We start from the raw sequence: 23713 nt of genomic DNA on the forward strand, positions 1-23713 counted from the left end.
CGGGTCGTCAAGCTAACCCACTGATACCACTCAACTTAGTTTCGGATCGGGCTCTTAGCGATTTGAGTTACTTGAAAGGATTCTGGACGGTTAAAGACTTTGTAGGATAAACGACATCGCCAGCTTCAGTTCTGAACATTATTCTGCGTTGGCCTGATATTGAGCCAGCCTTGCGCGAATGAGCGCATGCGACGACGGATTCCTGTGCCACCGGTGCCGTATTTCGCGCGAATCGAATTCAGAATCCGCCGCAATGGCGACCGTTGCCGATTTCGAGTTTGCATAAAGCGAGAAATTCATTTCCTGCCTAACCTGGCCACCCGAAATGGCCGAATCTGGGCCGGTTTCGGACCGTCCGGTCTGTGCGCTAAAACTAAAGAAAGACGCCATTCCTCGATAGGGCAAGATGACGATCTTAATCCCGTGGGCAGTCCCGCCTAAATGAGGCACCCGCCATCTGCGGCTGCTGACGCCATTGCTCGCAGAAAATCGTACCACGCGTCCATCCCTTCACCGGTGCGGGCGGAAACCAGCAAGACGAGCGCATTGGGGTTTACTGCGGAGATGTTTGCACGGCATGCGGCCTCGTCGAATCCAACATGCGGGGCGAGGTCGATCTTGTTGATCAACACCAGCTCTGCTGCGCGGAACATGTGCGGGTATTTGAGTGGCTTGTCCTCGCCCTCCGGGGTGGAGATAACGGCGACCTTCATCCGTTCACCCAGATCGAACATCGCCGGACAAACAAGATTGCCGACATTCTCGATCAGCAGCAACGAGCCGGATTTCGGTGCGAGTTCTTCAACAGCGCGGGCAACCATATCGGCTTCGAGGTGACAGCCGGCCCCAGTGTTGATCTGGATTGCACGGGCCCCCGCTTCGCGAATGCGCGTGGCGTCATTGGCCGTCTGTTGATCACCCTCGATAACGGCAATCGGCAGACTTCCTTCCAGCGCCCGGATCGTGGTTTCGAGCAAGGTCGTCTTGCCAGCCCCTGGCGAACTGACGAGATTGAGCGCGACAACACCGCGCCCTTCGAACCAGCCCCGGTTGCGAGCCGCCTGGCGATCATTCCGGTCAAGCACGGCGGTTTCCAGTGATACACGCGCCGCTTGTTCGCCGTGGTGGTGATGGTCATGCCCGTGATCATGATGGTGGTGATGATGGTGCCCGTGTGAATGATCATGATCGTGTGAATGAGTGTGATCGTGGGAGTGGTCATGATCGTGGGAGTGGTCATGATCGTGGGAATGGTCATCGCCGCTGCGAAGCAGCACTCGCTTTCCGGTTTCCGGGTCAATCATCGCGATCTCGTTGTCAGGATCGGTGCATCCGCAGGTGCCGCACATCAGGCCATTTCCTCCATATCGAAATCCTTGATGATGAACTGGTCGGTCTCGCCTTCCAGAAATTCGAGTGCAGCCTTCTCGAGCAGCGTACCTTCGCTCGCCACCTCGAATGAAAATCGGATCGCCTCGCGCTCTACGCAGGCATAGGGGCCGACTGCCAGGCGCACACGCGACACCCGCCGACCCTGCGCGTGATCACCAACAATGGCGACAATATTCCGGGCAAGAGACAGCTCGTGCATCAGGCCGCCCCCAACACGCCAGACAGGTTGGCGTAGATCGTGTGCAATCCCAGGCCAAGTGCCAGCACAGCCAACGACAGATTCAGCGCTCGATGAAGTCGCAAGGCAACACGCTCTGCATAGCCAAGCGGCCAGGAGGCGATAAAGCTGAGCGCAGCCATTCCTGCAATTGAGCCAACTCCGAACAGCAGGACATAGATAACCGCCAGCAGAGGATCACCAACCGAAGCGACTGCCAGGGTAAGCAGGGCAGCCGATCCTGCCGCGCCATGCACCAGCCCGACAGCCAGCGCTTTCAAGGGAAACTTGTGGGGGTGAGAGTGTTCGTGGCGGCTCGCATCATGGGGCGCCCGTTCGCCAAGATGGCTGTGAGCATGAAAATGACGTTCGCCATCGGAATGATCGTGCAGGTGGAAATGCACCCGTGCCTTGCGCATCCGCCAAAGTACATCACCCCCCAGCAGAATCAGCATGAAGCCAACGGCGCTCTCCAGAAGGGCTGCCGTGCGGCCTGTCAATGCCATGCCCAGCAGGATCACTGCAGAACAGATCGCGAGCAGGGTGAGCGTATGCCCTAGCCCCCACGCAGCACCCCGCAGCACCATCGACCGGCGCGAATTCCGTCCCGTGGCCATGGCACCGACTGCGGCGAGGTGATCGGGTTCGAGCGCATGGCCCATTCCGGCAAGGAAACCCAGGGCGATCAACGAGAGTTGCATGGCAGGTCTTCTCCCTCAGCAGATACGCGGCAGTTGCTCGCCGACCAGCATGTCGACGATCCGGCTTCCGCCGAACAGGCTATGCATGACCACGCGCGGGCTGCGCATCTCTGCCGCGCGCCCGATAATGGCTGCATCGCGCCCTGCCTCGGTTGAGCGCATGGCTGCCAGCGCAGCTTCCGCCTGCTCCTCTGGAACGAACAGCACCAGCGCCCCTTCATTGGCGAGATAGAGTGGATCAAGCCCGAGCAGTTCGCACACGCCCTTGACCTCGGCCCTCATTGGCAATCTGGCCTCGTCGATCTCGATCCCGATGGCCGAGGCTTGCGATATTTCGTTGAGTGCGCTGGCCAGGCCTCCTCTGGTGGCATCCCGCGCACAGCGCACACCCGGTGCGGCTTCGATCACCGCTTCCATCAGGTGATTGAGCGGGCGGCAATCCGAACGAATATCCGCCTCGAAAGCCATGTCTCCACGCGCGGCCAGAATGGCGGCGCCATGATCACCCAATACACCGTTGACCAGCGCGACATCGCCCGCGCGAACTTTCTCCGCGGCAAGTTCGCGTCCAGCAGGGATGACTCCCACTCCGGAAGTGGTGACGAAAAGCGTATCGGCAGCACCGCGCTCAACCACCTTGGTATCGCCGGTCACGATCCGCACACCGGCCTCGTCGGCCGCCCTACGCATGGCCGCTGCCACGCGGCGTAGCAAGGCGACTTCGGTGCCTTCCTCAATGATAAAGGCCGCCGACAGCCACAGCGGTTGCGCGCCGCCGACGGTAAGGTCGTTAACTGTGCCGCAAACCGCAATCTTGCCGATATCGCCACCGGGGAACTCGAGCGGCTGCACTACGAAACTGTCCGTGGTGAAGGCCAGCCGGGCACCCTCCACGGCCAACATTTCGTGGCTCAACCGCGCCTGGTCTTCCAACCCGTCGGGTTCGAAAACCGAGGTAAACACATCCTCGATCAGATCCCGCATGGCCTTGCCGCCACCGCCATGCGCCAGCGTCACCCGCTCCGCTCGCAGCCGTCCGTTGCCAGTGGGAGTTACAGCGTTCATTGCGCTGGCTCCGGCACCGCATCGATCCCGCCATACTGATAATAGGCGGCACATGCTCCTTCAGACGAAACCATCAGGGCACCCATCGGTGTTTCCGGTGTGCACGACCGACCGAACAGCTTGCACTGCCATGGCTTGATCGCGCCTTTCAGCACTTCGCCGCACTGGCAAGCCTTGGGATCCGGAATGCTAGGCGATGCAACGGCAAATTTTCGCTCAGCATCCCAGGCCGCATAGGCCTCGCGAATCTGGACGCCAGAATGGTCAATCGAGCCCAGCCCGCGCCATTCGAAGAATTCCCGCAGTTCGAATACTTCCGTAACCGCAGCCAGCGAAGCTTCATTGCCATGGCGTGGCACAATCCGGTCATACTGGTTTTCGATCTCCGCCCGGCCTTCGGCCATCTGCCGAAGCACCATCCAAACCGAATGCAATACGTCGAGCGGTTCGAAGCCGGCGACCACCAGCGGACGGTGGTAGTCGCGTGCGATGAAGTCATAGGGATCAGTGCCGATGACCATCGAGACATGGCCCGGCCCGAGAAAGCCATCGATCCCCATATCGGGTGAATCGAGGATCGCCTTGATCGTGGGGATGATGGTGATGTGGTTGCAGAACAGCGAGAAATTGCCGATCCCTTCTGCCTGGGCCTGCAGGATTGTCAGGGCTGTGGAGGGCATCGTCGTCTCGAAGCCGAGGCCGAAGAAAACCACTTCGCGGTCCGGGTTCGCACGGGCCAGCGCGAGGGCATCGAGTGGTGAATAGACCATCCGCACATCGGCCCCTTCGGCCTTTGCGCCTAGCAGGCTGAGCCGCGATCCCGGCACGCGCATGGCATCACCAAACGTAGTGAAGATCACCTCCGGCTTCATAGCCAGTTCCACGCAATCATCGACCCGGCCCATCGGCAACACGCAAACCGGACAGCCCGGCCCATGGGCAAACTCGATTTCCGGCGGAAGCATCTTCTCGATGCCGTATCGGAAGATCGAATGCGTGTGGCCGCCGCACACTTCCATGATGACGACCGGGCGATCGCGCCCGGCCATGATCTGTGCAGTCAGGGCCTCGATTTCCTTGAGCAGGACACCGGCGCGAACCGGATCGCGGAATTCGTCGACATACTTCATGCGCCTGCCTCCAGCGGTGCGGCCCGGTCATTGGCTAGCAGCGTGTGGGTCAGGTCCCAGAGGATGTGATAGGCCGCGAGGTGGCATTCCTGCACCCGGTGGATCGAGCCTGTTGGGACCACCAGCAGATGATCCAGTCCGGCGCGGGCCATCTCGCCCCCGTCACCACCCGCCAGGCCGATCGTGGCAATGCCCATCTCCCGCGCCTTGGCAAAAGCCCGGATGAGGTTTGCGGAATTGCCGCTGGTCGAAAAGCCGATCAGGCAATCACCGTGCCGCCCGTGGGCAATCAGCGGACGCACGAACACATGGTCCTGTCCGACATCATTACCGACTGCCGTCAGCATCGCGACATCGGCCGCGAGGTTGATCGCACCCAGCGCCGGCCTTCCGGCGGTCACTGGATGGAGAAACTCCACCGCGACATGCGCGGCATCACAGCTCGATCCGCCATTGCCCATGGCCAGCAGGCGTCCGCCCTGGCGATAGCTTGCGGCCAGCGTGGTCGCGGCGGCGACCAGTTCGTCTGCCTGTTCTGCAAAAAACTTGCCGAACACCTCAGTGTGGTCCCGAGCCTTGCTTTCAACCGAATGGCGCAGGCTTTGCGCCGAGGCACGGAGCTGTTCGCCACCTCTGCGCATATGCGGATAAAGCGCATTCAAGGCAGGGCCAGTGGTCACCACTGCGCGTCTCCCAACGCGCGATCGCCGTCGCGCATGGCTGCAAGTTCCTGCTGCGCCTCTCCCAGCTCGGTCAGGATGCGCAGTGTTTCGGCCGCCTGATCCTCGTCAATCTTGCTCATGGCAAATCCGACATGGATCAGCACCCATGTGCCGATCAGGTCTTCGACACTGCCTTCGCCAATAACGCAGGCGAGGTTGACCGGGCGCCGCACGCCGGAGACATTGGCCACGCCCAGCTTGCGCCCGGCATCGGTGATCTCCACGATCTGCCCCGGAATACCTAAGCACATACTTCTCTCCCATTTTCGGTTTCCGCGGTCGCTTCGTGCAAATGGGCCATGGCCACAGCGGCCTGCCCCAAAGCCAGACCGCCATCATTGGCGGGCACTCTCGAGTGGCTGAGGACGTTGAGCCCCAGCTGTTCCAATCCTTCATGGACCAGGCGGAACAGCGTGGCGTTCTGGAAACAGCCGCCAGACAGGGCCACAGTATCAGGGCCATCGTCTGCGGTCAGGCGCTGCGCCATGGCCACAACAGACCGTGCGAGGCCGCGATGGAACCGCGCGCACATCACCCCAACCGGCGTATTCAGCAGCAGGTCACCCAGCATCGCCCGCCACACGGCGAGCGGTTCAACATAGGGAAGCCCACGCCCGCCCAGCAACGGAATGGAAAAAGGATAGGCCAGATCGTCCGGCTCATTCAGCGCCGCCGGATCGATTGCTGCTTCCAGCAACATGGCTGCCTGTCCTTCATATTCCTGCCGATCCCAGGCGAGACCGCAGATCGCCGCTGCGGCATCGAACAACCGCCCGCATGAGGAAGAAAGTGGGCTATTGGTGCCGCTGGCGATCATCGCATCGATCGTGGATCGCGGCATGGCGGAAAGGCGGGCAAACAATGGCAGGTCAGCGAAATTCATCGCGAATTCGGCCCAGCCCATCTGCGCCATCAAATGGGCATAGGCATTGCGCCAGGGTTCGCGGATCGCCGCAGTCCCACCCGGTAGTGCGACCGGCTTGAGCATCCCGGCACGACGGTATCCGCGATAATCGCAGATCAGGAACTCACCGCCCCAGATCGTGCCGTCATCACCCAGGCCCAGACCGTCAAGCGCAATTCCCAGTGCAGGGGCGGCATCGAGCGAGCGGCCGTTTTCGGCCAGACAGGCGGCGATATGGGCGTGGTGATGCTGTACCGCGATCACCGGTCGTCCATCCGCGATTTCGCGCCCATGCTTGGTCGAAAGATATTCGGGATGCGCGTCCACCGCGATTGCCGCTGGCTGATGGTCGTAGAGCTGGGTATAAAGATCGAGGTTGCGGCGCACATCATCTTCGGTGGCCGCATCCTCCAGATCGCCCATGTGCTGGCTCAGCACAGCTTCGCCATCGCGCACCAGACAGAAGCTGTTCTTGAGCTCCGCACCCATGGCCAGCAGCGAGAGGTCGCGCGGAAAGCCGGTGGGCAAGTCGATAGCTCTGGGGGCGTAGCCGCGCGCGCGGCGCAGCAGCCGGACCCGGCCCAGATCGACCCGCGTAACGCTGTCGTCGATCCGGTTGGCAATGTGCCGGTCGTGCATCAGCGCAAATTCGGCAATGCCTTCCAGTTCGGCACGGGCCTGCTCGTTAGAGGTACATTGCGGGCGGCCTGAGAGATTGCCCGAAGTCATCACCACCGGGCGCTTCATCCGCCGCAACAGCAGGTGATGCAGCGGGGTGTGAGGCAGCATGAAGCCGATCCGGTCCAGCCCCGGCGCCACCGCTTCAGCCAGCGGCTCCCCCGATGCGCGCAGCAACACGATCGGCGCTTCAGGCGATGCCAGCAGTTCGGCTTCCTGATCCGAGAATTCGGCATAACGGCGGATAACGTCCAGATCGCGCGCCATCAGGGCAAAGGCCTTGCCCCTGCGCCGTTTTCGCATACGCAGATCGGCCACCACCTCCGCGCGGGTGGCATCACAGGCGAGATGAAAGCCGCCAAGCCCCTTGATGGCGACGATATGCCCGTTCATCAGCATGCCGCCTGCGGCATCCACGTCGTCCATCATCGAAAAGGCTTCGTGATTAACAGTACCGGGGCCAAGGCGCTCGATCCATGCGCGCGGTCCGCAAACATGGCACGCGATAGGTTGGGCATGGAAGCGCCGGTCTGTCGGATCGGAATATTGCTCTCCGCATTCCGGGCACATCGCGAAACCTCTCATGGTCGTGCGGGCACGATCATAGGGGCCGGTCTCGATAATCGAGAAACGCGGCCCGCATTCGGTACAATTGGTAAAGGGGTAGCGATAGCGACGCTCGAAAGGATCGCGCACTTCTTCAAGGCAGGCGGAGCAGATTGCCGCATCGGGCGTTACAGCCCCGCGCATGCCGTCACCTTCCGATGCACCGATAACGAAGCTCTCGGGCCGCACAGCATCAATTGCCACGCGTTCTATCGCATCAATCCGCGCCAATGCAGGCAGCGCCGCGCGCAGTTCGCTTTCAAAGCGCGACACCGCTTCGCCCCAAAGGCGAATTTCAACCCCGCTGCTGGTGTTGCGCACATCACCGGTTAGCTCAAGCTCGCGTGCAACCCGCCATACAGTGGGCCGGAAGCCTACGCCCTGCACCTGGCCGCGTACCAAAAGGCGTTCGCCGGTCACCGCGCCAGATTCCACAAAAGGACGCGATTGTTGCCGCTATCGGCAACCGCCACCAGATCACCCAGCGCTGACAGGCCATAGGGCCAGCACAGGCTGTCTCGTTCGGGCATGCCCCAGCGATTGTCGCCCTTGCTGGCGAAGTCCGGCTGACCACAAAGCTGGTTCGCCGCAATGCCGGTGGCGCTGTCTGCCCAGCCGAGCAGACGCGAGTTCGCGGTATCGGCCACAATCAGCTGGCCACCGGCTTCAACCGTCGCATAGGGCATGTTCACACTGGCCGCGCTGGGATAGTAGGAGGACATATTGTGATCGCAATGTGCGGTGTCCCGCTGTCCCAGAATTGCGTCGCAAGGCGAGCCATTGTGCTCTGGAAATCCACGCCACAGCATCACACGGTTGTTGCCGCTGTCTGCCAGCGCGAGATGGCCATTCCACCAGCAGGCTCCATGCGGCCACCGCATCGACATCGCCGTGACTTCGCCGCCCGCGTTCTCGTCGCGCGTAGAGAAGTCATGCTGGCCCAGCACCAGATCGGCTGGCTGGCCGGTTTCTGAAGGATCGCTCCAAACGAGCAGGCGGCGGTTGCCGCTGTCGCATACGACCAGTCTGCCGGCCACTTCGGCCACGCCATAGGGCCAGTGCAGGCTGGCCGAGGTTGGACGGTCAGCGCCGCGATTGGCCAGAACGGATTCACTATCCTCCTGACCCAGCACCAGATCGGCTGGCTGGCCATTGCCTGTTGGCACTTCGCGCCAGATCAGCACGCGGTGGTTCCAGGCATCAGCCACGGCCAATCCGCCGCGCCATGCGCACAGGCCAGTCGGCACATTGAGCGTAGCAGGACCGGGAGGCCCCTTGGCGTTGCGGCCTTCGCGGCAGAAACTCGGTTGGCCGATCAGAATATCGGCAGGCTCATTGTCCGATTGTGGGATCTTTCGCCATCCCAGCAGCCGATGATGCCCGGTATCCGCGACCCACAATGTTCCATCAGGATGCAGGCAGACACCGCGCGGCCCGAACAGGCTTGCAGCGGCGGGAGATAGCGGCGTTGCAACGTCGCCCGGCGACCAGCCGAGTACCACGCGCGGCCCGCCTTCTTCCAGCAGCGGTGCCCCCGCGATTTGCGTCCCTTCGGCTTTGACCGGACGGAAGGAGGGCGCGAGCGATACTTTCATCGCGTCAGCCTCAGTTCGATGGCATCCCCTCGGACGCGTACGGCATGGGGTTGCAATTGCACTTCTGGTGCCGTCAGGCATTCACCGCTTTCGAGCGCATAACGGAAACCATGATGCGGGCAGGTGATGAAGCCATCGGCAATTTCCGCCTGGTCCATCGGCATGCCAAGATGCGCACAGGCGTTCTCGAAACAGGTAACCTTGTCCCCGAATCGCGAAAGCAGCAGCGAACGCCCTTCCAGCTCCAGGACAGAAGTCGTCCCGTCGGGCAATTCAGTTAGTTGCAGAGCATGGAGCCAGCCTTCATGCTCATGCGCGGCGAAGGGAGAAGTGAAATGCACCGTATCACCACCGCCGCCGCCCAGCCCCTTGGCCTGCTTGACTTCGCGGATTTCGGGCACTTGCTCTGTGATTGCTTTCTTTACCCCGGCATAGAAAGTCAGCGCCGAAGCGGGACATCCATCACAGGCCCCCAGAAAACGCACCACTGCCTTGTCGCCAGATACTTCGACCAGTTCGGCATCGCCGCCATGGCCGGCCAGCGTCGGGCGCACCGTGGCAAGCGCGGCATCGACCCGCTCGAACAGGCTGGCTTTGAGGATGCCATGGCGGCGGAGCACGCAATAGACCACCTCGTCCGCCGCCGCCTGACGCAAGGCCTCGGCTGCGCCGGGCAGCTCACGCAGCGAACGGATCAGGCGACGGAAGGCTTCGGCATTGAGCGCATCAAGCGCCGCTGCCCGTGCCTGCGCACCATTACGTGCACCTTCTTCCCAGTTCTCTGCCAGCGCTTCCAGCGCGGTCAGATCCCCCAGCAGGCGGGAAAGCGTTGGCTCGGGCCGCTGGGGATCCGCCTCTGACATCGGATCAGGCGTACTTGATGTTCCGGTAGAGGTAAGGCTGAAGCAAGCCGCCCACCAGGCCCCCGGCAATCGCCGCTACCCAAAGTGGTGCAACCATGCCAACCAATACAGTTGCAACGGTAGCTGCGGCAGCCCCGGTCACAAGTAGACGGATGGCGAGGGCCGTATCCTGGAACAGCTTGCCCTGAAAAAACAACTTGGTTGAACTGAAAACCATATCAAACATGGTAGTCTCCCTCAGGCCGATTGCATGAAAAACAGCACGGCGAGTCCCATGACTACACCGGGAACTCCGGCGAGCAGGCCGTATAGCCCGCCCAGTTGGGCTGCCAGTTGCTTGCCCAGCGCAGCCCCGCCAATCTTCAGGCCCGAGAGCGCGCCGCCGACAAGAGCCCCTGCTATTCCGGCCACCAGGGCCAGCAGTAAAATTACGAGCAAATTCACCTCCATTGTTCTCTAAAATCCGCCGTTGGCGCGCGAGGGTTCGCCGCGCACTGCCATTTCAAGTTCGATGATTGTTTGCGCCGCGCTCTCGGCCCGGTCCTGCGCTCCGGCAGCGGCAAATATTTCGCGCGCTTCGCGCAGAAGCTTGATCGCCTGCGCGATGTTGCGTGGATTGCCCGCTTCTCCGTCTTGCGGATCGTCAGGGAGGTTGCAAAGGCAATTGGCCTTGTTCGCTATGGTGTTGGCATATTCAAGCGGAGTGTTGTCCCGCTGGCGCACCTTCAACGCCTCGTCATAGGCTTCCAGCGCGCGGAAACCGTTCTCGACCCGGTGGCTCGATGATGCATATTGCAGCGCATTGCCCAGATTGTTCTGAAGCATTGCATATTCCATCGGCTGATCGATCAGATTGACCGCCGAAAGTCCTTCTTCAAATGATTGCACCGCCAGCGCTTCGCTGATCTTGCCGCTATCGCTCGTAATCGGAACGGAGAGGAAGGCGGTCGCCAGATTGTTGTTCAGAATGGCATATTCGCGTGGATGACGCAGCTTGTTGAACGTCCGCAGCGATCGCTGATAGGCGGATATTGCATCTGTAATTCGCGCCATGCCTGCGCCTGCAAGCGTCTGCAGGGCGAGGCCAAGGTTCATTTCCGCTTCAGCCAGCTCTTCGCCGCTGCCGCCCTCTGCCAAAACCGATATTGCCTGTTTCAGCAGGTCACGAGCCTGTTCGATCGGTGCGGCAATTTCGGAGGGTATTGCCATCAACGCCGTGGCCATTCGCGCACGAATCCGGGCAGTCAGCAGTGCATCCTGGTCTCCGCACTGATGGATTGCCTGTTCATAGAGTTCGATGGCTGCCAGCAGGTCGTCGGCTTCCTTCGGCCGCTGTTGAAGACCCATGGCAATTTCCATGAGCATTTCGGCTTTCTCGATAACCGAAGCGTCACTTTCCTCCACCACCTTCAAGGCGGCCGCCAGCTGATCCTCTGTGCGACTGAGCGCAACCATCCCGACTCTCCCCGGCCTCCCCTTGATCGGATTCGGGCCTTGCAGCTCTTAAAACGAGCGCCGGATGAATTGTCTATCAGTTTTTCGTTATGTAAACTTAGTTATCAGTTACGGGAAGGTCCGCAAGAAGCGCCGCGTCTCCGCTTGACCATCTTACGGGGACGTCCTGCGCCTCGAAGTCGGCGAGGCCATGCGCCTCGAACACATCGAAAGCGCCAACCACCCGATCGCCTTGAGCATTGCGTTGTTTCAACAGCGCTCCTCCGGCCGCCGCGTGAAAGACCGGCAAAATCCGCAAGGTCGCGCCATCGATCAGCACCGCAACTGCATCGATGCCCGAGAAATAGGTAGCGACCAGGCCTGCGGGAAACCGGATCGTCCCGCGCGCGACGGAGATGGTGTGCTCCATGACTTAAGCCTCGGGGGCGATGACGAGCCGCGCCGCGATCTTGGCCGCCACCTTCTCGACCGCTGCAACTACCGGCCCGGAAAGCTCGGTGGCATAGTCCAGCGTCTGCGCTTCGATCAGATAGACTTGCACATCAGAAGGGAAGTCATCGCCAAAGATCTTGCGTCCCACAAACAGGGCGTTGTCCCAACGGAACGCGTGAAGACCCACGCCATGGACCGGTTCTGCCGCCAGCACATCGCCGGGAACCTCGTAGATAGCCCCCGGCTTGCCTTCGGGCTCCCTTGCATCGATCACGATAAGCTGCTGCGCCCCGCGCGCACGGTACATCACTGCCATCCCATCAGTGCCGGCATCCAGCAGCTCTACATCAGACGGCAAATCTTCAGCAGCAAGCCGGGCGATGACGGCCGGACCAGCCCCGTCATCACCGCGATTGATATTGCCGCAGCCAATGATCGCAGTGGCAGGTGCGTCTAAATTCGCCACAGGCGGCACGACCACTCGGGTTCAACCGGCAGCATAAGTTCAGGCAGATCACAGAAGCGGCGCTTGATAAGGTAATACATGCAGGTTTCGCAGGGCTGTTCCAGTTCATCAGCCGTGATGGTGTGATCTGTAAAGCCAGCAACCACAAGCTTGGAAGCAAGATCCTTGCCTTCCGATTGCAGGCGGGACACGATCGCGTTGACCTGCGCAGAGTCTTCGGCTCTGGGGAAGACTTCGGTTTCAAGGCCGCCAGCCAGAAGACCCGCGATTTCCTGCCGTAGGGTTTCGTCTGCATCAGTGGCCATGCGCAACTCCTTCAAATGCGCCAGAGGCGGCACCACCATTCGGGCTCGGCGGGCAAGCTTAGCTCCGGCAGGTCACACCAGCGCCTGTGGACCAGATAATACATGCATTCCTGACAGCGCATCTCGTCTGCCCCGTATGGGCGAAGCAACCAGCCGGAAATGTCGAGCTTGGCCCTTAGATCATCCGGGTCGAGCGCCCTTAACTCATCAAGAATACCTGAAAATTCGCGGTCCGTTTCGGGGAATGGCTCTACCTGCGTTTCCAGCCCTTCGTTGAGATAATCCTCGATCATGCGCAGAAGTGTCGCATGATCGGCCTCCGAAGGCACCACGCCATACCGGGACAAGAGCCATTCGCGCTGGCGCTGCAATTCGGTGTTGTCGCCAGTCATTCCGGCGCATTCTCCCAACGGGTTGTTATTCTATTCGCAGCCTCGGGTGGGAGACATCTTGCAGCGTCCTCCCACCCGGCGACCCGATATCAAGCTGTGCGGAAGCGGGCCAGTTCCTCGCCCGTTTTCGCATCGTGTGCGTGGACCGTGCAAACCAGGCAGCTGTCGTAGGAACGGCAAACATGCCCGACTTCAACCGGATCGGAAGTATTTGCAATCGGGGTGCCGATGAGTGCCTCCTCGATCGGCCCCAACTCGCCATTGCTCGCCCGCGGACCAACGTTCCAGGTGGTCGGAGCAATGATCTGGTAGTTGTGGATTTTGCCATCGCGCACGTCGATCCAGTGGCACAAGGCACCGCGCGCAGCCTCGGTCGCGCCCCATCCCTGGCCATCGCGCTCGGTCGGCTTGATGTACCACTCGTCATTGAGGCGGAACTCGCGCAGAATTCGCTCGGATTCCCGATAGAGTTTGCACAGTTCGTGCAGACGGGCGAAGTGACGCAGGTAGATCGAAGCGCCGCCCAGCTTGCGATACATGTCGAGCACCAGGCCATCACTGTGCTGCCAACTCTCGCCGTGATCGCCACCTGCTATCAGCTGGCGAGCCAGCGGCCCTGCTTCAAGACGTCCGTTGTCGCTGTGGCGGACAGCGGTTGACCAGCTGTACTTTCCGTCTGTGTCGATGTCGTTCTTGGCTACCGGATTGGTTGTCCGGTCGAACGGATGGAGGCCGTCACCTTCATCGTACCAGGCATGCTGCATGTCCTCACGGGTGTTGCCCTGATCCATGAGCTTGAAAGTGTCGCTGGCACCATCGAACACGCCCGACTTCATGATGACCGCGCCATTGCGACCTTCAATCGTCGGATTGTTGTAACGGTCTTCATGGGGGAGATAGCCCCAGGAGATGAACTTGCCGTGGCCCTTGCCATATTTGTCGAGCCCGATATCGAGCGACATGCGGATGAACATGCCAAGGTCCGAATTGGCATGCTCGGGCTTTTCGTCCAGCCACGCCATCAGGTCGTCATAAGTCCTGATTTCCTCATAGCGCTCCATCGAGCATCCAAGGAACAGCGGTTCGATCCAGTTGCGGCGGAAATGCTCCAGGATCGACCATGCGCGGGTCACGTCGGTCAGAGTCGGGGCGCACATCACGCCGCCGGGAACCATGAAGGAAGAATGCGGCCACTGCCCGCCAAGCAGGGCATAGATTTCTACCGGGCGGCCCGAAATGGTCACACCCGCTTCATAGGAGGTCCCTGTGAAGGGCGCATAGCGCTTCACCGCTTCTTCGTAGAACTTGGACTTCGCATAGTTCTGGTTGGTGTAGTCGATCATGAACAGGCCATAATGATGGCGCGGGATCGACTGGATGGTTTCGACGATTTGCCCGAGGTTGCGGGCGAGAATGGCGTTGCGCGGAACGGTCGTACCCCAGGCAGTGTCAAGCGCCCATGCCGCACAGGAAAGGTGCGAGGCACCGCAGATTCCGCAAGCACGAGGCGTAACGACAAGCCCGGCCTGTGGATCCTTGTTCTTGAGGATGACCTCGAAGCCGCGGAACATTTCCGCTTGCGTCCATGCATTGGTGACGATCCCGTTCTCGATGTCGACACGGACATCAAGGTCGCCCTCCACCCGGCCAACGGGCGAGATGTCGAGGGTTTGTGTAGCTGCCATTGTAATTCTCCCGAAATTCTGTGTGCGGCGCGCTTCGCTGCGCGCCATGAACCCTCATGAATCAGACGACGAAGATATCCTCTTCGGCCCACGCCGGAGCCGCACCCTTGGCGGCAGCTGTGAGCTTGACGTAGCCGGTACGATCAACCCCTAGCGGAAGATCCTTCGGCACGCCCATCACAGTCTGGGTCTTGAAGACAGTTCCTGGGGCGAGATCGAAGAAGGGGAATTCCGGTTCCGTACAGCCAAGGCAGGGCATGCCAGCACGGGTCTTGGACGAAACGCGGTTCCACAGAATGCGGTTGCAGGGGCTGTGAGTCATCGGGCCGCGGCACCCCAGATCGTAATAGAGGCAGCCCTTGCGCTGACCGAAGGCCGTGGTCGAGACCTTGTAGGCGAAGTGCATGTTGCGGGTGCAGCCCGTCTGCGTGAAGCTGGAGAAGAAGGTCTTTGGCCGATGGAATTCGTCCAGCGTCAGGTCGCCCGCGCGGCCCGTGGCAACGGCGACAAGGATCTGCGTTACCCAGTCAGGGTGAGCGGGGCAGCCGGGAATATTGATGACCGGAAGGCCAGCCTGAGACGTGAAGCCTTCGCCCAGCGCTCCACCCTTGGCCCGCTTGAGGAACTGCAAGCCTTCGCTTTCAGACGGATTGGGAGCCGTTGCCGGGATGCCGCCCCAGGTGGCGCAATCGCCAATAGCCACAACAAATTGCGCCTTGGCAGAAAGATCTGCCACCCAGTCTTTCATCGGACGACCGCAGAAGCGATTCCATTCGCCCGTACCGTTGGGCGCATTGATGACGCTGCCTTCGAACACGAAAATGTCGAGCGGAATTTCGCCGGAAAGGCACTTTTCCATCATGACTTTGACATTCTCACCCAGCTCGAGGCCAAGCGAGGGATGCCAAAGGACATTGATGCCAAAATCCGTCACCAGATCGCATGCGCTGGGCTCCTCGGCATTAAGGAAGGACATGGTGTTGCCAGAGCACGCACCGCCTTGAAGCCACAACAGATTCGCCATTTCTCAGTCTCCCAACTTCCCGGCGGAGTGCCCGACCGGCCAAATGCCCCTGCGGGCCATGGGAGGACATTAAGCATGATTCGTGCCAGAAAAATACTAAAGCATTTTCAATATCGTATGGCGAAGCCCTTATTTTCGGCGAAGAAAATGCAAAGAAACTTTGCACGCACTCCTTGAAACATTCTTTGCAGTCGGAGCCGCAGGAGGTGCGTATGCCAACCGTTCAGGCTAGCCGTGCCGGTTGCCGCAGACCGGGCATTCAACTTCGCCGAACGCCGAATACCAGATGCCTTTGCAGCGCCCGCACCAATGGCCATGCGCACCAGAAAGTCCTGCACCCGCTGTTCGCGTCAGCTTTGTCGAGCCGAGGTCTTGTGGCGCCTCTTGCCCCGGATAGGGCATGCGGGAAAAACGCAAGCGAACAACATTGTCCCGGTCTGCCATTTCACTGCCACTCCCGTTCCTGCTCCTGCTCCTGCATGAGACCACCGTCAGCCATCATGCAGACCGTAGCGCTTGATCTTGTTGGCCAGGCCCACGCGGGATAGCCCCAGCGCGTCGGCAGCCTTGCTCTGGTTCCAGCGAAAACGGGTGAGTGCACCTACCACGACCCGTTGCTCCAGACGCTCGACCATCTCCTTGAGTGTGCCGCCTTCCATTTCCGCCTGCTGGCCGACATCCGGGGCAACAACGAGATTATCAAACACGGCCGAGAGGTTACGCTCTGTAATGTAACCACCATTTTCAGCCAGCGCCACCGCGCGCCTGATCTCGCTTTCCAGTTCCCGGACATTGCCTGGGTATTGATGAGCCTGCAGCCTGTCGAGCGCACTCTGCGTAATGCCAATTACCCTGCGGCCGACTACTCCGGCATATTTCTCGATGAAGAAATCTGTAAGAACAGGAATATCCTCCCGCCTGTCCCGCAGCGCCGGGATGCTCAGCGAAAAGCCCTTGAGACGATAATACAGGTCACGCCGAAATTCGCCTTTTTCGACCATTTCCAGAAGCGGCCGGTTCGACGCCGCAATGATCCGGACATTGGCATGCAACAACTTGTCCGACCCTAGCGGTTTAACCTCGCCATTCTGAAGGAAGCGCAGCAGGCTGACCTGGAAACTCGGCGAAACATCTGAAATTTCGTCAAGGAACACCGTTCCGCCATCTGCGGCACGGAACAGCCCAAGCCGGTCTGCGGTGGCTCCGGTGTAAGCCCCCCGCACATGTCCGAACAATTCGGAATGGAGCGTGGAATCCAGCATACCGCCGCAATTCTGTACATGGATCGGAGAATCGACACGTGTAGAGTTGAAATGGATCGCTCGCGCCAGCAGTTCCTTGCCCGTCCCGGTGTCGCCCTCGATGAGGACTGGCAGATCGGTGACTGCCGCCTTGCGCGCTTCAACGATCAAATCAGCCATCTTGGCGCTGGCATAAACGAGCTTCTCGAATTGCGAGTAACCGCCCTTGACTGACATATCCACGCGTTCCTCGAAGATCTGGTCATCGACCGAAATCTTCAGTTCACGCGAAAGAAGGCGATGCCGTCGCGAAAGTTCGTTCATTTCCAGGCTGCGCTTTACCATGAGCGCAATCTGATGAGGTGTTAGCGGCTTGAACAGATAGAGATAGGCGGCAGAGCGACGGACTGCCTCGCTGTCAGCATCGTCGCGATTCTGCGAAGAGACCGCAATTCGACAAACCCCCGGATGTGAAACGCGCGCGCGTGTCAGTATGTTGTCCTGGGCATCGTCCACCGTGTCGAGATCGCAAAGCAAGAGGTGTACTTCGATGTCGTTGAGCCGCTCCTGCGCGGTCTTGCCGTCCTCAGCTATGACCAGCCGGTAATCAGCCCGCTCCTTCAGCCCAGCTCGCGCCGCGCTGATCAGCGCATCGTCGCGCGAAACAACAAGGATCGTCAATTCCCCGGCCAAATGCACCTCCCAACATGCAGCGGACCGCAACTGCTACCGCCAGTCGCGCCCGATGTGCAAGGAAAGTTTGCATTTCGCCTGCCAACTTAACAATGAGATGAGCTTGTGGGCTGGTCACAGGCGTTGTCGCGTGCGCAATTTCCGCGTGAATGCAGCTAATCGCCGCCCAGAACCCGCTTTTTGAGCGAATGGAGCGCAAACCACACGCATCCCAGGACCGGCAGCACCAGCAAAGCGATCGCAACTTCCGGATCAACCCAGTCAAAGTGATGGGACGCACCCTTTATGGCATACCCTAGCAGGCCGATGGCATAATAACTCACGGCCACTACGGAGAGGCCCTCGACGATCTGCTGCAAGCGCACTTGCATCGTCGTGCTGCGCTCCATCGATCGAAGCAGTTTCGCGTTCTGGTTCTCGATCCGCGTCTCGATGCGGGCGCGCAGCAGTTCGGAGATTTGGCGCGCACGCCGTGTCAGCTGACGTTCGCGCTCAGTCAAGGCGGCGCAGGTGCGCGCTGCCGGCAGGAAGCGGCGTTCAGTGAAGTCGACGAGCGAAGCGAACCCACGGATCGGTTCCGGAGCAAGTTGTGCGAGCCTCTCTTCCACCAGACGCGAATAGGCTGCGGTAGCGTTCATGCGATAGTCGATTGACGTGGCAATGGTCGAAAGTTCCAGGCTGAGGTCAGACAATTGCGCCAGCAAATCATCGTCAGAGGCCGCCGAGGAAGTGACGGCCTTGGCCAGTGCGGCCAATTCGCGTTCGGCCGCGTCCAGCCTTGGCCAGGCCTCTTGCGCCACCGGCAGCCCCAAGAGCGCCTTGTTGCGGTAATTCCCAAGCTCCTGCAATTGCTGCAGTTGCCGGGTGAGATCACTCCGGTCGACTTCCCCGGCTGACACCACAAGGCGCCCCCGGCCATCGGGGTGAATGCGAAAATCCGACCAGATACGCACTCCCCCGGAGAGGCCGCACGACACAAGCTCGCTGCGGTTGAAATCAACCGCGGGCAATGCCCTTTCGACTTCGGCTTCGTCGCCACCAACCCAGATCGATGTCGCGCGAATGATTGCGCCCGGCAGGGTTTCCGCCCAGTCAATGGCCTCGCCCACCGAAGAGTCCAGTCCGGGGGCGAGCAAAACTTCGATGGCGCGTCCCGGACAAAACACTGTCAGCGTCGAACCTTCGCTCTGTCGCTCCCATGTAAAGGAGACGTCGCCGGAGAGTGCACCTGACAGGTGGCGCGGATTCTCTTCATCCGATTGGCTTCCGCACAGAGCGGACAAGACTGAGCGCTCCGCCTCACGCTCGCCAGGCCCAACCTCAAGCACCCACTGGAACACTGCGACCGGCAGTTGCAACAGCGGCCAGCGACGCAAATGCATTTCGCTGACAACTTGCCGCCGCACCTCATGTTCTCGCATAGCCTCATTCCCTGCCAGTGGATTCCGGGCCAGACCTATTCAAACAAGCGCGAAGCCGCAATGCCGGTAAAATCGATCTCGGCTAGCTGCCATCGGACATGGCCGCAACGAAGGGCAGCTATCCCTCGTTCACTCCCCAAAACCTGCCGTTCCGGACCGTCCGACGTTGCTGCCAGATCGAGCCTACTGATCCGATGTCCGCTTTCAGGCGATCGTCGTTGAACCTTCGATGGCTGGATGTGGGGCGCAAAGCTGACGCGAGCAATCAACTCCATTTCACAGGGACCGGAGCCGCTTTCTTTTGTCGCTCAGTCAGACTGCTCTGCCTCGAACGCCCGCTTGCCCTTGCGCCGGAACAGCACCAGCGCCTGCGCACCATCCGGCCCGCGCAGCTTGGCGGCGACGGTGAGGAATGCGCCGTAGAGGGCGGCGCGATCATCATCGGTCAGCTCTACCAGATCGGCCTTGGCAACCAAGCCGCCCAGTTCGATCAGTTGCCGGGTTCGTTCGCGTCGTTTGACCTGCCATTCGCGCATGTCGGTTCGTGCCTTTGCTGCCTCAAGCCGATGCCGCGCCGCCATCGAGCGGGAGAGTGCCTTCCGGCTGCTGCCGAGGTCCGCTCGCAGTGTTGCGTTGCTTGCCCTGAAAGAAGGCCGCGCCGCGCTTGCGCCAGCCCTCGCTTATAGCCTTGTCGTTGTTGTCGACAGCCTCGAGCAGCGCGCCCGCCAGCACATCCGCATCGAGTGCGTCGGCTCCGGTTGCCGTGACCAGCGCGCCGAGGTCGCGCACGCGGCGTTCCTTCATCTGCTTGGCCTTGTCGGCGAGGGCCTTGAGCTCCGAATCAAAATCGCGGGGTTTGCGCATGGGATATCTCCATCGTTGGTGTGATGGAGACATGATAATCGGTGAGCTATCTCAATGCAGTAAGGTCGCCGGGACAGTGTGATACCGCCTAGTCCCGATCAGGATTTTATCATGAGAGGGCGCGCTTATACGTCGTGCCGACGTGGCGTTTGCGGTGTAACTGGATTGCCGACATGGCAATCTTTCATTTCAGCGCGAAGGTCATCGGAAGGTCGAGCGGACGCAGTGCCGTGGCGGCTGCGGCCTATCGTGCGGGCGAGCAACTGCACGATGAGCGGATCGACAGAACCCACGATTTCACCAACAAGGCAGGCGTTCTTCATTCCGAAGTGATGCTGCCCAAAGGCGCACCCGAAGCCCTCGCCGACCGCGCCACTTTGTGGAACGCGGTCGAAGCTGCGGAGAAGCGCAAGGATGCGCAGCTTGCCCGCGAGGTCGAGTTCGCCCTGCCCCGCGAACTGTCGAAGAAAGACAACATCAGGCTGGCGCGCGAGTTCGTGAAGGCTGAATTCGTCGAAAAAGGCATGATCGCCGATCTCAATGTCCATTGGGATATTGGCGAGGACGGCAAAGCCAAGCCGCACGCCCACGTCATGCTGACCATGCGCGAGGTTACCAAGGATGGCTTTGGCGCAAAAGTCCGCGACTGGAACAAGACCGCGCTGATCGAGCAGTGGCGCGAGCGCTGGGCCGATCATGTCAACCGCGCGCTGGCGGAACGCGACATCGATACGCGGATCGATCATCGCAGCCTGGAAGCGCAGGGCATTGCGCTGGAACCGCAGGACAAGATCGGTCCCGCCGCCTCGCGCATTGGCGGACGCGGTCTGGAAGCCGAGCGGATTGAGGAACACCGCGCCATCGCCCAGCGCAATGGCGAACGCATAATCGCCAATCCCTCGCTGGCCTTGGATGCGATCACGCACCAGCAAGCCACCTTCACCAGGCGCGACCTTGCCGCCTTTGTTCACCGGCATAGCGACGGGAAGGAGCAGTTTGACGCCGCCTACAATGCCGTGCGCGCGGCGCCCGAGCTGATCGCATTGGGCAAGGATGGACGCGGGCAAGACCGCTTCACTTCGCGGGCGATGATCGAGACCGAACAGCGCCTGCATTGCGCTGCCGACGCGATGGCGCAACGCGCTGGTCACGCCGTAAATGATGTGCAGCGGAACGCCGCGTTTGCAAGCGCCGCGAAGCGCGGTCTGGTGCTGTCAGGCGAGCAGAAATCCGCCTTCGAGTATGTCACCAAGAAGGGTGGCCTTGCCGTGATCGTTGGCTATGCCGGGACCGGCAAAAGCGCGATGCTGGGCGTGGCGCGCGAGGCATGGGAAAGCGCGGGCTACAATGTGCGTGGCGCAGCCCTGTCCGGCATTACCGCCGAGGGTCTGGAAAACGGCTCCGGCATCGCATCGCGCACCATCGCCAGCCTTGAGCATCAATGGGGCAAAGGGTGCGAGCAGCTGACTGCCAAGGATGTGCTCGTCATTGACGAAGCGGGTATGGTCGGCACGCGCCAGATGGAGCGCGTGCTGTCCCATGCCGCAAAGTCCAGTGCGAAACTTGTCCTAGTCGGTGACCAGCAACAGCTCCAGGCCATCGAGGCAGGTGCAGCATTCCGGGCAATCCACGAGCGCCACGGCGGGGTCGAGATCAGCGAGGTTCGCCGTCAGCTATCGGCATGGCAGCAGGATACGACCAGGCAGCTCGCCACGGGCCGCACGGGCGAAGCGATCCGCACCTACGAAGAGCGCGGCATGGTCTATGCCACCGACACCCGCGAGGTCGCACGGACAGAGCTTGTCGAGCGTTGGGATCGCGAGCGGCAGGACAGCCCAGACGAAAGACGGATCATCCTTACCCACACCAATGACGAGGTCCGCGAGCTCAACCAGATGGCGCGCGAGAAAATGCGCGTGGCTGGCGCGCTAGGTGCCGATGCCACGATCAAGGCCGCACGCGGCGAACGGAAATTTGCATCGGGGGACCGCATCATCTTCCTGCGCAACGAACGCGAACTTGGGGTGAAGAACGGGACGCTCGGCACGGTCGCGATGTCCAGCCCGCAGCGCATGGCCGTGCGCACGGACGATGGGCGGGAAGTTGCCTTCGACACCAAGTACTACGCCCACATCGATCATGGCTACGCCGCCACGATCCACAAGGCGCAAGGCATGACAGTGGACCGCACGCATATTCTCGCCACACCGGGCATGGACAGCCATTCCGCCTATGTCGCCATGTCGCGTCACCGCGAGGGGCTAGCGCTGCATTATGGGCGCGATGACTTTGCCGACCAGTCCAAACTTGTTCGCACCCTTAGCCGCGAGCGCGGGAAAGATATGGCGGGCGACTACAAGCCCGAGCAGGCTTTCGCCGAACTGCGCGGAATCAGCTTCCGCGAGCGGGTAATGGCGATGGTTCGGCAAGTGCCGGAGAAGGCCAAATCCATCTTCGGAAACTTCCGACCGCAGGCCCGTCAGCTCGAACCGCTTCCGGCAAAGTCGAACACGCAGAACGACCAGCGTCGCGCGGTCGAACGCTATGCCCGCGCGCTTGGCGATATCGGAACGATGCAAGCCCAGGGCTTGCCCGTTCTCCCGCACCAGAAGGACGCGCTGGAGAAGGCAGGAAAAGCGCTCGACGCGATTCGGCCCCATGCGGCCACCGATCTCGCCAAGGCGCTGGAGCGGCGGCCTGAGCTGATCCCAGAGGCCGCTGGCGGGCGTAGCCAGGAGGCCATGCGCGCCATGAACCAAGAGGCCGCAGTGCGCACCGATCCTGCGCTGCGATCCGAGCGCTTTGTCAGTGATTGGCAGGGACTCAGCACGGCGCGCAAGCAGCTTGAACAGCAGGGCGACCGCGCCGGTGCTGTCCGCGTATCGGCAAAGCAGAACGAGCTGGCGAAGTCGCTTGAACGCGACCCGCAAGTCGAAGGCCTGCTGCGCGGCAAGACCCGCGAACTTGGCATCGATCCGAAGCCGGAACGCAGCATCGCCAAAGAACTCACCGCAACCCTCGCCCGTGAACGCACCCGCGCTTTCGACATGGGCATTTAGGAGCTGAATGATGGAAGACGATCAAATCGAAGAAGTACAGTTGGACCTTGAAGTGGAGGAACCTCCCGCCCCGGAGGCAGAACCGGAAATTGATACGGCGGAAGAATCCGATCCGGCAACAGAAGCCTTCGCCCGTCTTGAAGGCGAAATGGCCATGGTGCGGCATACGGTCCAGAACATGGCCAGGGAGCGCGCCGACATCGTAATCCCGGACTACACGGCAACGCTCGGCCAGATGGCCGATCAGCTGGCACAGGTCTCCAAGACGTTAACCGCAATCGGCAACAAGCCTGCCATCGAGCTGACGCCGGAAGACATTGCGGTTCAGATCAAGCGCGCCTCGCTCGACATGCTGTGCGACAGCAGCGACCTGTTCCGACAGGGCCGCAAAGATCTGGACAATGCAACCGGCCGGCTCGCCGCAATTGTCGGAAGAGTCCGCGCCGAGGACGAGCAGAAGCGTCAGACCTGGCGCTTTGCAGGCATGGGATTCTTGGTCGGCATCCTGCTTTGGTCGATTCTCCCCGGCACCATCGCCCGCGCCATGCCAGAAAGCTGGCAGCTACCCGAACGGATGGCTCGCAAGTCTGTTGGAGAGCCGTCCATTGTGGAAGCAGGAATCAGGCTCATCCGGTCTCAGAACCCCGAAGCTTGGGAAGAATTGGCGGAGGCGCAGCGTGTCCTTAGCGCAAACCGCGAAAAATTGAGCCGATGCACCGAAAAGGCGCGGAAGGAAGAAAGGCCGGTCAGTTGCTCAATTCGGATCGCGCAATGACGTATCAACTCAATCGCGGGCGTTGCCG

25 protein-coding genes are annotated in these 23713 nt (G+C 60.9%); 2 read left to right on the forward strand and 23 right to left on the reverse strand.

What is annotated here, in order from left to right; translation table 11 throughout:
• Positions 1 to 437: 437 nt before the first annotated feature.
• The 23 genes from hypB to AX703_RS04220 all read right to left on the reverse strand — a co-directional run bounded on the left by hypB (position 438) and on the right by AX703_RS04220 (position 19851).
• On the reverse strand, positions 438 to 1349 hold the full coding sequence (gene hypB / locus AX703_RS04110) for a hydrogenase nickel incorporation protein HypB (protein ID WP_011536541.1): 912 nt from the start codon (positions 1347 to 1349) through the stop codon (positions 438 to 440).
• On the reverse strand, positions 1349 to 1591 hold the full coding sequence (locus AX703_RS04115) for a hydrogenase maturation nickel metallochaperone HypA (protein ID WP_011536540.1): 243 nt from the start codon (positions 1589 to 1591) through the stop codon (positions 1349 to 1351). The genes hypB and AX703_RS04115 overlap by 1 nt, the downstream gene beginning before the upstream one ends.
• The gene (locus AX703_RS04120) at positions 1591 to 2310 is read right to left on the reverse strand and encodes a high frequency lysogenization protein HflD (RefSeq protein ID WP_011536539.1); all 720 of its coding nucleotides are present in this window, start codon (positions 2308 to 2310) and stop codon (positions 1591 to 1593) included. The genes AX703_RS04115 and AX703_RS04120 overlap by 1 nt, the downstream gene beginning before the upstream one ends.
• Before the next feature lie 15 nt (positions 2311 to 2325).
• The gene (gene hypE, locus AX703_RS04125; protein ID WP_011536538.1) at positions 2326 to 3375 is read right to left on the reverse strand and encodes a hydrogenase expression/formation protein HypE; all 1050 of its coding nucleotides are present in this window, start codon (positions 3373 to 3375) and stop codon (positions 2326 to 2328) included.
• On the reverse strand, positions 3372 to 4505 hold the full coding sequence (hypD, locus tag AX703_RS04130; RefSeq protein WP_011536537.1) for a hydrogenase formation protein HypD: 1134 nt from the start codon (positions 4503 to 4505) through the stop codon (positions 3372 to 3374). Before hypD ends, hypE begins: the two co-directional genes overlap by 4 nt.
• Positions 4502 to 5185, reverse strand: coding sequence for an SIS domain-containing protein (locus AX703_RS04135; RefSeq protein WP_231735368.1), 684 nt, complete (start codon positions 5183 to 5185; stop codon positions 4502 to 4504). Before AX703_RS04135 ends, hypD begins: the two co-directional genes overlap by 4 nt.
• Complete coding sequence (locus AX703_RS04140; protein ID WP_011536535.1) at positions 5182 to 5478, reverse strand: HypC/HybG/HupF family hydrogenase formation chaperone; 297 nt, start codon at positions 5476 to 5478, stop codon at positions 5182 to 5184. Before AX703_RS04140 ends, AX703_RS04135 begins: the two co-directional genes overlap by 4 nt.
• Complete coding sequence (gene hypF / locus AX703_RS04145) at positions 5469 to 7835, reverse strand: carbamoyltransferase HypF (protein WP_231735371.1); 2367 nt, start codon at positions 7833 to 7835, stop codon at positions 5469 to 5471. The genes AX703_RS04140 and hypF overlap by 10 nt, the downstream gene beginning before the upstream one ends.
• On the reverse strand, positions 7832 to 9010 hold the full coding sequence (locus AX703_RS04150) for an NHL repeat containing protein (RefSeq protein ID WP_041384250.1): 1179 nt from the start codon (positions 9008 to 9010) through the stop codon (positions 7832 to 7834). Before AX703_RS04150 ends, hypF begins: the two co-directional genes overlap by 4 nt.
• On the reverse strand, positions 9007 to 9873 hold the full coding sequence (locus tag AX703_RS04155; protein WP_041384249.1) for a NifU family protein: 867 nt from the start codon (positions 9871 to 9873) through the stop codon (positions 9007 to 9009). Before AX703_RS04155 ends, AX703_RS04150 begins: the two co-directional genes overlap by 4 nt.
• A gap of 4 nt (positions 9874 to 9877) precedes the next feature.
• On the reverse strand, positions 9878 to 10099 hold the full coding sequence (locus AX703_RS04160; protein WP_041384247.1) for a hypothetical protein: 222 nt from the start codon (positions 10097 to 10099) through the stop codon (positions 9878 to 9880).
• 11 nt (positions 10100 to 10110) lie between these two features.
• Positions 10111 to 10317: a hypothetical protein gene (locus AX703_RS04165; RefSeq protein ID WP_196490157.1), complete on the reverse strand. Its 207-nt coding sequence runs from the start codon at positions 10315 to 10317 to the stop codon at positions 10111 to 10113.
• Positions 10318 to 10329: 12 nt separating this feature from the next.
• Positions 10330 to 11328: a hypothetical protein gene (locus AX703_RS04170; RefSeq protein ID WP_011536530.1), complete on the reverse strand. Its 999-nt coding sequence runs from the start codon at positions 11326 to 11328 to the stop codon at positions 10330 to 10332.
• A gap of 97 nt (positions 11329 to 11425) precedes the next feature.
• Positions 11426 to 11737 carry a hypothetical protein gene (locus AX703_RS04175; protein ID WP_011536529.1) on the reverse strand — a complete coding sequence of 104 codons (312 nt, stop codon included), beginning with the start codon at positions 11735 to 11737 and terminating at the stop codon, positions 11426 to 11428.
• Positions 11738 to 11740: 3 nt separating this feature from the next.
• The gene (locus AX703_RS04180; RefSeq protein ID WP_231735372.1) at positions 11741 to 12241 is read right to left on the reverse strand and encodes a hydrogenase maturation protease; all 501 of its coding nucleotides are present in this window, start codon (positions 12239 to 12241) and stop codon (positions 11741 to 11743) included.
• Positions 12214 to 12531: a hypothetical protein gene (locus AX703_RS04185; protein WP_041384263.1), complete on the reverse strand. Its 318-nt coding sequence runs from the start codon at positions 12529 to 12531 to the stop codon at positions 12214 to 12216. The genes AX703_RS04180 and AX703_RS04185 overlap by 28 nt, the downstream gene beginning before the upstream one ends.
• An 11-nt stretch (positions 12532 to 12542) precedes the next feature.
• Entirely contained in the window at positions 12543 to 12923 is a 381-nt protein-coding gene (locus tag AX703_RS04190; protein ID WP_007015745.1) for a hypothetical protein, read from the reverse strand.
• An 89-nt stretch (positions 12924 to 13012) separates the two neighbouring features.
• Positions 13013 to 14608 carry a nickel-dependent hydrogenase large subunit gene (locus AX703_RS04195; RefSeq protein WP_041384245.1) on the reverse strand — a complete coding sequence of 532 codons (1596 nt, stop codon included), beginning with the start codon at positions 14606 to 14608 and terminating at the stop codon, positions 13013 to 13015.
• A 61-nt stretch (positions 14609 to 14669) separates the two neighbouring features.
• On the reverse strand, positions 14670 to 15632 hold the full coding sequence (locus tag AX703_RS04200) for a hydrogenase (RefSeq protein ID WP_011536524.1): 963 nt from the start codon (positions 15630 to 15632) through the stop codon (positions 14670 to 14672).
• Positions 15633 to 16123: 491 nt separating this feature from the next.
• The gene (locus AX703_RS04205) at positions 16124 to 17572 is read right to left on the reverse strand and encodes a sigma-54 dependent transcriptional regulator (protein ID WP_011536522.1); all 1449 of its coding nucleotides are present in this window, start codon (positions 17570 to 17572) and stop codon (positions 16124 to 16126) included.
• 149 nt (positions 17573 to 17721) lie between these two features.
• Complete coding sequence (locus AX703_RS04210) at positions 17722 to 18987, reverse strand: DUF3422 family protein (protein WP_062342853.1); 1266 nt, start codon at positions 18985 to 18987, stop codon at positions 17722 to 17724.
• Positions 18988 to 19295: 308 nt separating this feature from the next.
• The gene (locus AX703_RS04215; RefSeq protein WP_011536520.1) at positions 19296 to 19568 is read right to left on the reverse strand and encodes a conjugal transfer protein TraD; all 273 of its coding nucleotides are present in this window, start codon (positions 19566 to 19568) and stop codon (positions 19296 to 19298) included.
• On the reverse strand, positions 19546 to 19851 hold the full coding sequence (locus AX703_RS04220; protein WP_011536519.1) for a conjugal transfer protein TraD: 306 nt from the start codon (positions 19849 to 19851) through the stop codon (positions 19546 to 19548). The genes AX703_RS04215 and AX703_RS04220 overlap by 23 nt, the downstream gene beginning before the upstream one ends.
• Positions 19852 to 20024: 173 nt before the next feature.
• Here AX703_RS04220 and traA point away from each other — a divergent pair, with 173 nt between their 5' ends.
• Positions 20025 to 22910 carry a Ti-type conjugative transfer relaxase TraA gene (traA, locus tag AX703_RS04225; RefSeq protein ID WP_041384243.1) on the forward strand — a complete coding sequence of 962 codons (2886 nt, stop codon included), beginning with the start codon at positions 20025 to 20027 and terminating at the stop codon, positions 22908 to 22910.
• A gap of 10 nt (positions 22911 to 22920) precedes the next feature.
• The gene (locus AX703_RS04230; protein WP_153802829.1) at positions 22921 to 23685 is read left to right on the forward strand and encodes a DUF6118 family protein; all 765 of its coding nucleotides are present in this window, start codon (positions 22921 to 22923) and stop codon (positions 23683 to 23685) included.
• Positions 23686 to 23713: the final 28 nt, after the last annotated feature.

Origin of the sequence: Novosphingobium sp. CCH12-A3 (assembly GCF_001556015.1) — a bacterium.
Taxonomy (GTDB): domain Bacteria; phylum Pseudomonadota; class Alphaproteobacteria; order Sphingomonadales; family Sphingomonadaceae; genus Novosphingobium; species Novosphingobium subterraneum.

Coding starts and splice junctions, on each gene's coding strand:
- AX703_RS04160 (WP_041384247.1), bottom strand. CDS start 10,099: ATGTTTGATATGGTTTTCAGTTCAACCAAGTTGTTTTTTCAGGGCAAG.
- hypB (WP_011536541.1), bottom strand. CDS start 1,349: ATGTGCGGCACCTGCGGATGCACCGATCCTGACAACGAGATCGCGATG.
- hypE (WP_011536538.1), bottom strand. CDS start 3,375: ATGAACGCTGTAACTCCCACTGGCAACGGACGGCTGCGAGCGGAGCGG.
- AX703_RS04230 (WP_153802829.1), top strand. CDS start 22,921: ATGGAAGACGATCAAATCGAAGAAGTACAGTTGGACCTTGAAGTGGAG.
- AX703_RS04215 (WP_011536520.1), bottom strand. CDS start 19,568: ATGGCGGCGCGGCATCGGCTTGAGGCAGCAAAGGCACGAACCGACATG.
- AX703_RS04210 (WP_062342853.1), bottom strand. CDS start 18,987: ATGCGAGAACATGAGGTGCGGCGGCAAGTTGTCAGCGAAATGCATTTG.
- AX703_RS04120 (WP_011536539.1), bottom strand. CDS start 2,310: ATGCAACTCTCGTTGATCGCCCTGGGTTTCCTTGCCGGAATGGGCCAT.
- traA (WP_041384243.1), top strand. CDS start 20,025: ATGGCAATCTTTCATTTCAGCGCGAAGGTCATCGGAAGGTCGAGCGGA.
- AX703_RS04140 (WP_011536535.1), bottom strand. CDS start 5,478: ATGTGCTTAGGTATTCCGGGGCAGATCGTGGAGATCACCGATGCCGGG.
- AX703_RS04115 (WP_011536540.1), bottom strand. CDS start 1,591: ATGCACGAGCTGTCTCTTGCCCGGAATATTGTCGCCATTGTTGGTGAT.
- hypD (WP_011536537.1), bottom strand. CDS start 4,505: ATGAAGTATGTCGACGAATTCCGCGATCCGGTTCGCGCCGGTGTCCTG.
- AX703_RS04150 (WP_041384250.1), bottom strand. CDS start 9,010: ATGAAAGTATCGCTCGCGCCCTCCTTCCGTCCGGTCAAAGCCGAAGGG.
- AX703_RS04155 (WP_041384249.1), bottom strand. CDS start 9,873: ATGTCAGAGGCGGATCCCCAGCGGCCCGAGCCAACGCTTTCCCGCCTG.
- AX703_RS04175 (WP_011536529.1), bottom strand. CDS start 11,737: ATGGAGCACACCATCTCCGTCGCGCGCGGGACGATCCGGTTTCCCGCA.
- AX703_RS04190 (WP_007015745.1), bottom strand. CDS start 12,923: ATGACTGGCGACAACACCGAATTGCAGCGCCAGCGCGAATGGCTCTTG.
- AX703_RS04185 (WP_041384263.1), bottom strand. CDS start 12,531: ATGGCCACTGATGCAGACGAAACCCTACGGCAGGAAATCGCGGGTCTT.
- AX703_RS04195 (WP_041384245.1), bottom strand. CDS start 14,608: ATGGCAGCTACACAAACCCTCGACATCTCGCCCGTTGGCCGGGTGGAG.
- AX703_RS04200 (WP_011536524.1), bottom strand. CDS start 15,632: ATGGCGAATCTGTTGTGGCTTCAAGGCGGTGCGTGCTCTGGCAACACC.
- AX703_RS04220 (WP_011536519.1), bottom strand. CDS start 19,851: ATGCGCAAACCCCGCGATTTTGATTCGGAGCTCAAGGCCCTCGCCGAC.
- AX703_RS04170 (WP_011536530.1), bottom strand. CDS start 11,328: ATGGTTGCGCTCAGTCGCACAGAGGATCAGCTGGCGGCCGCCTTGAAG.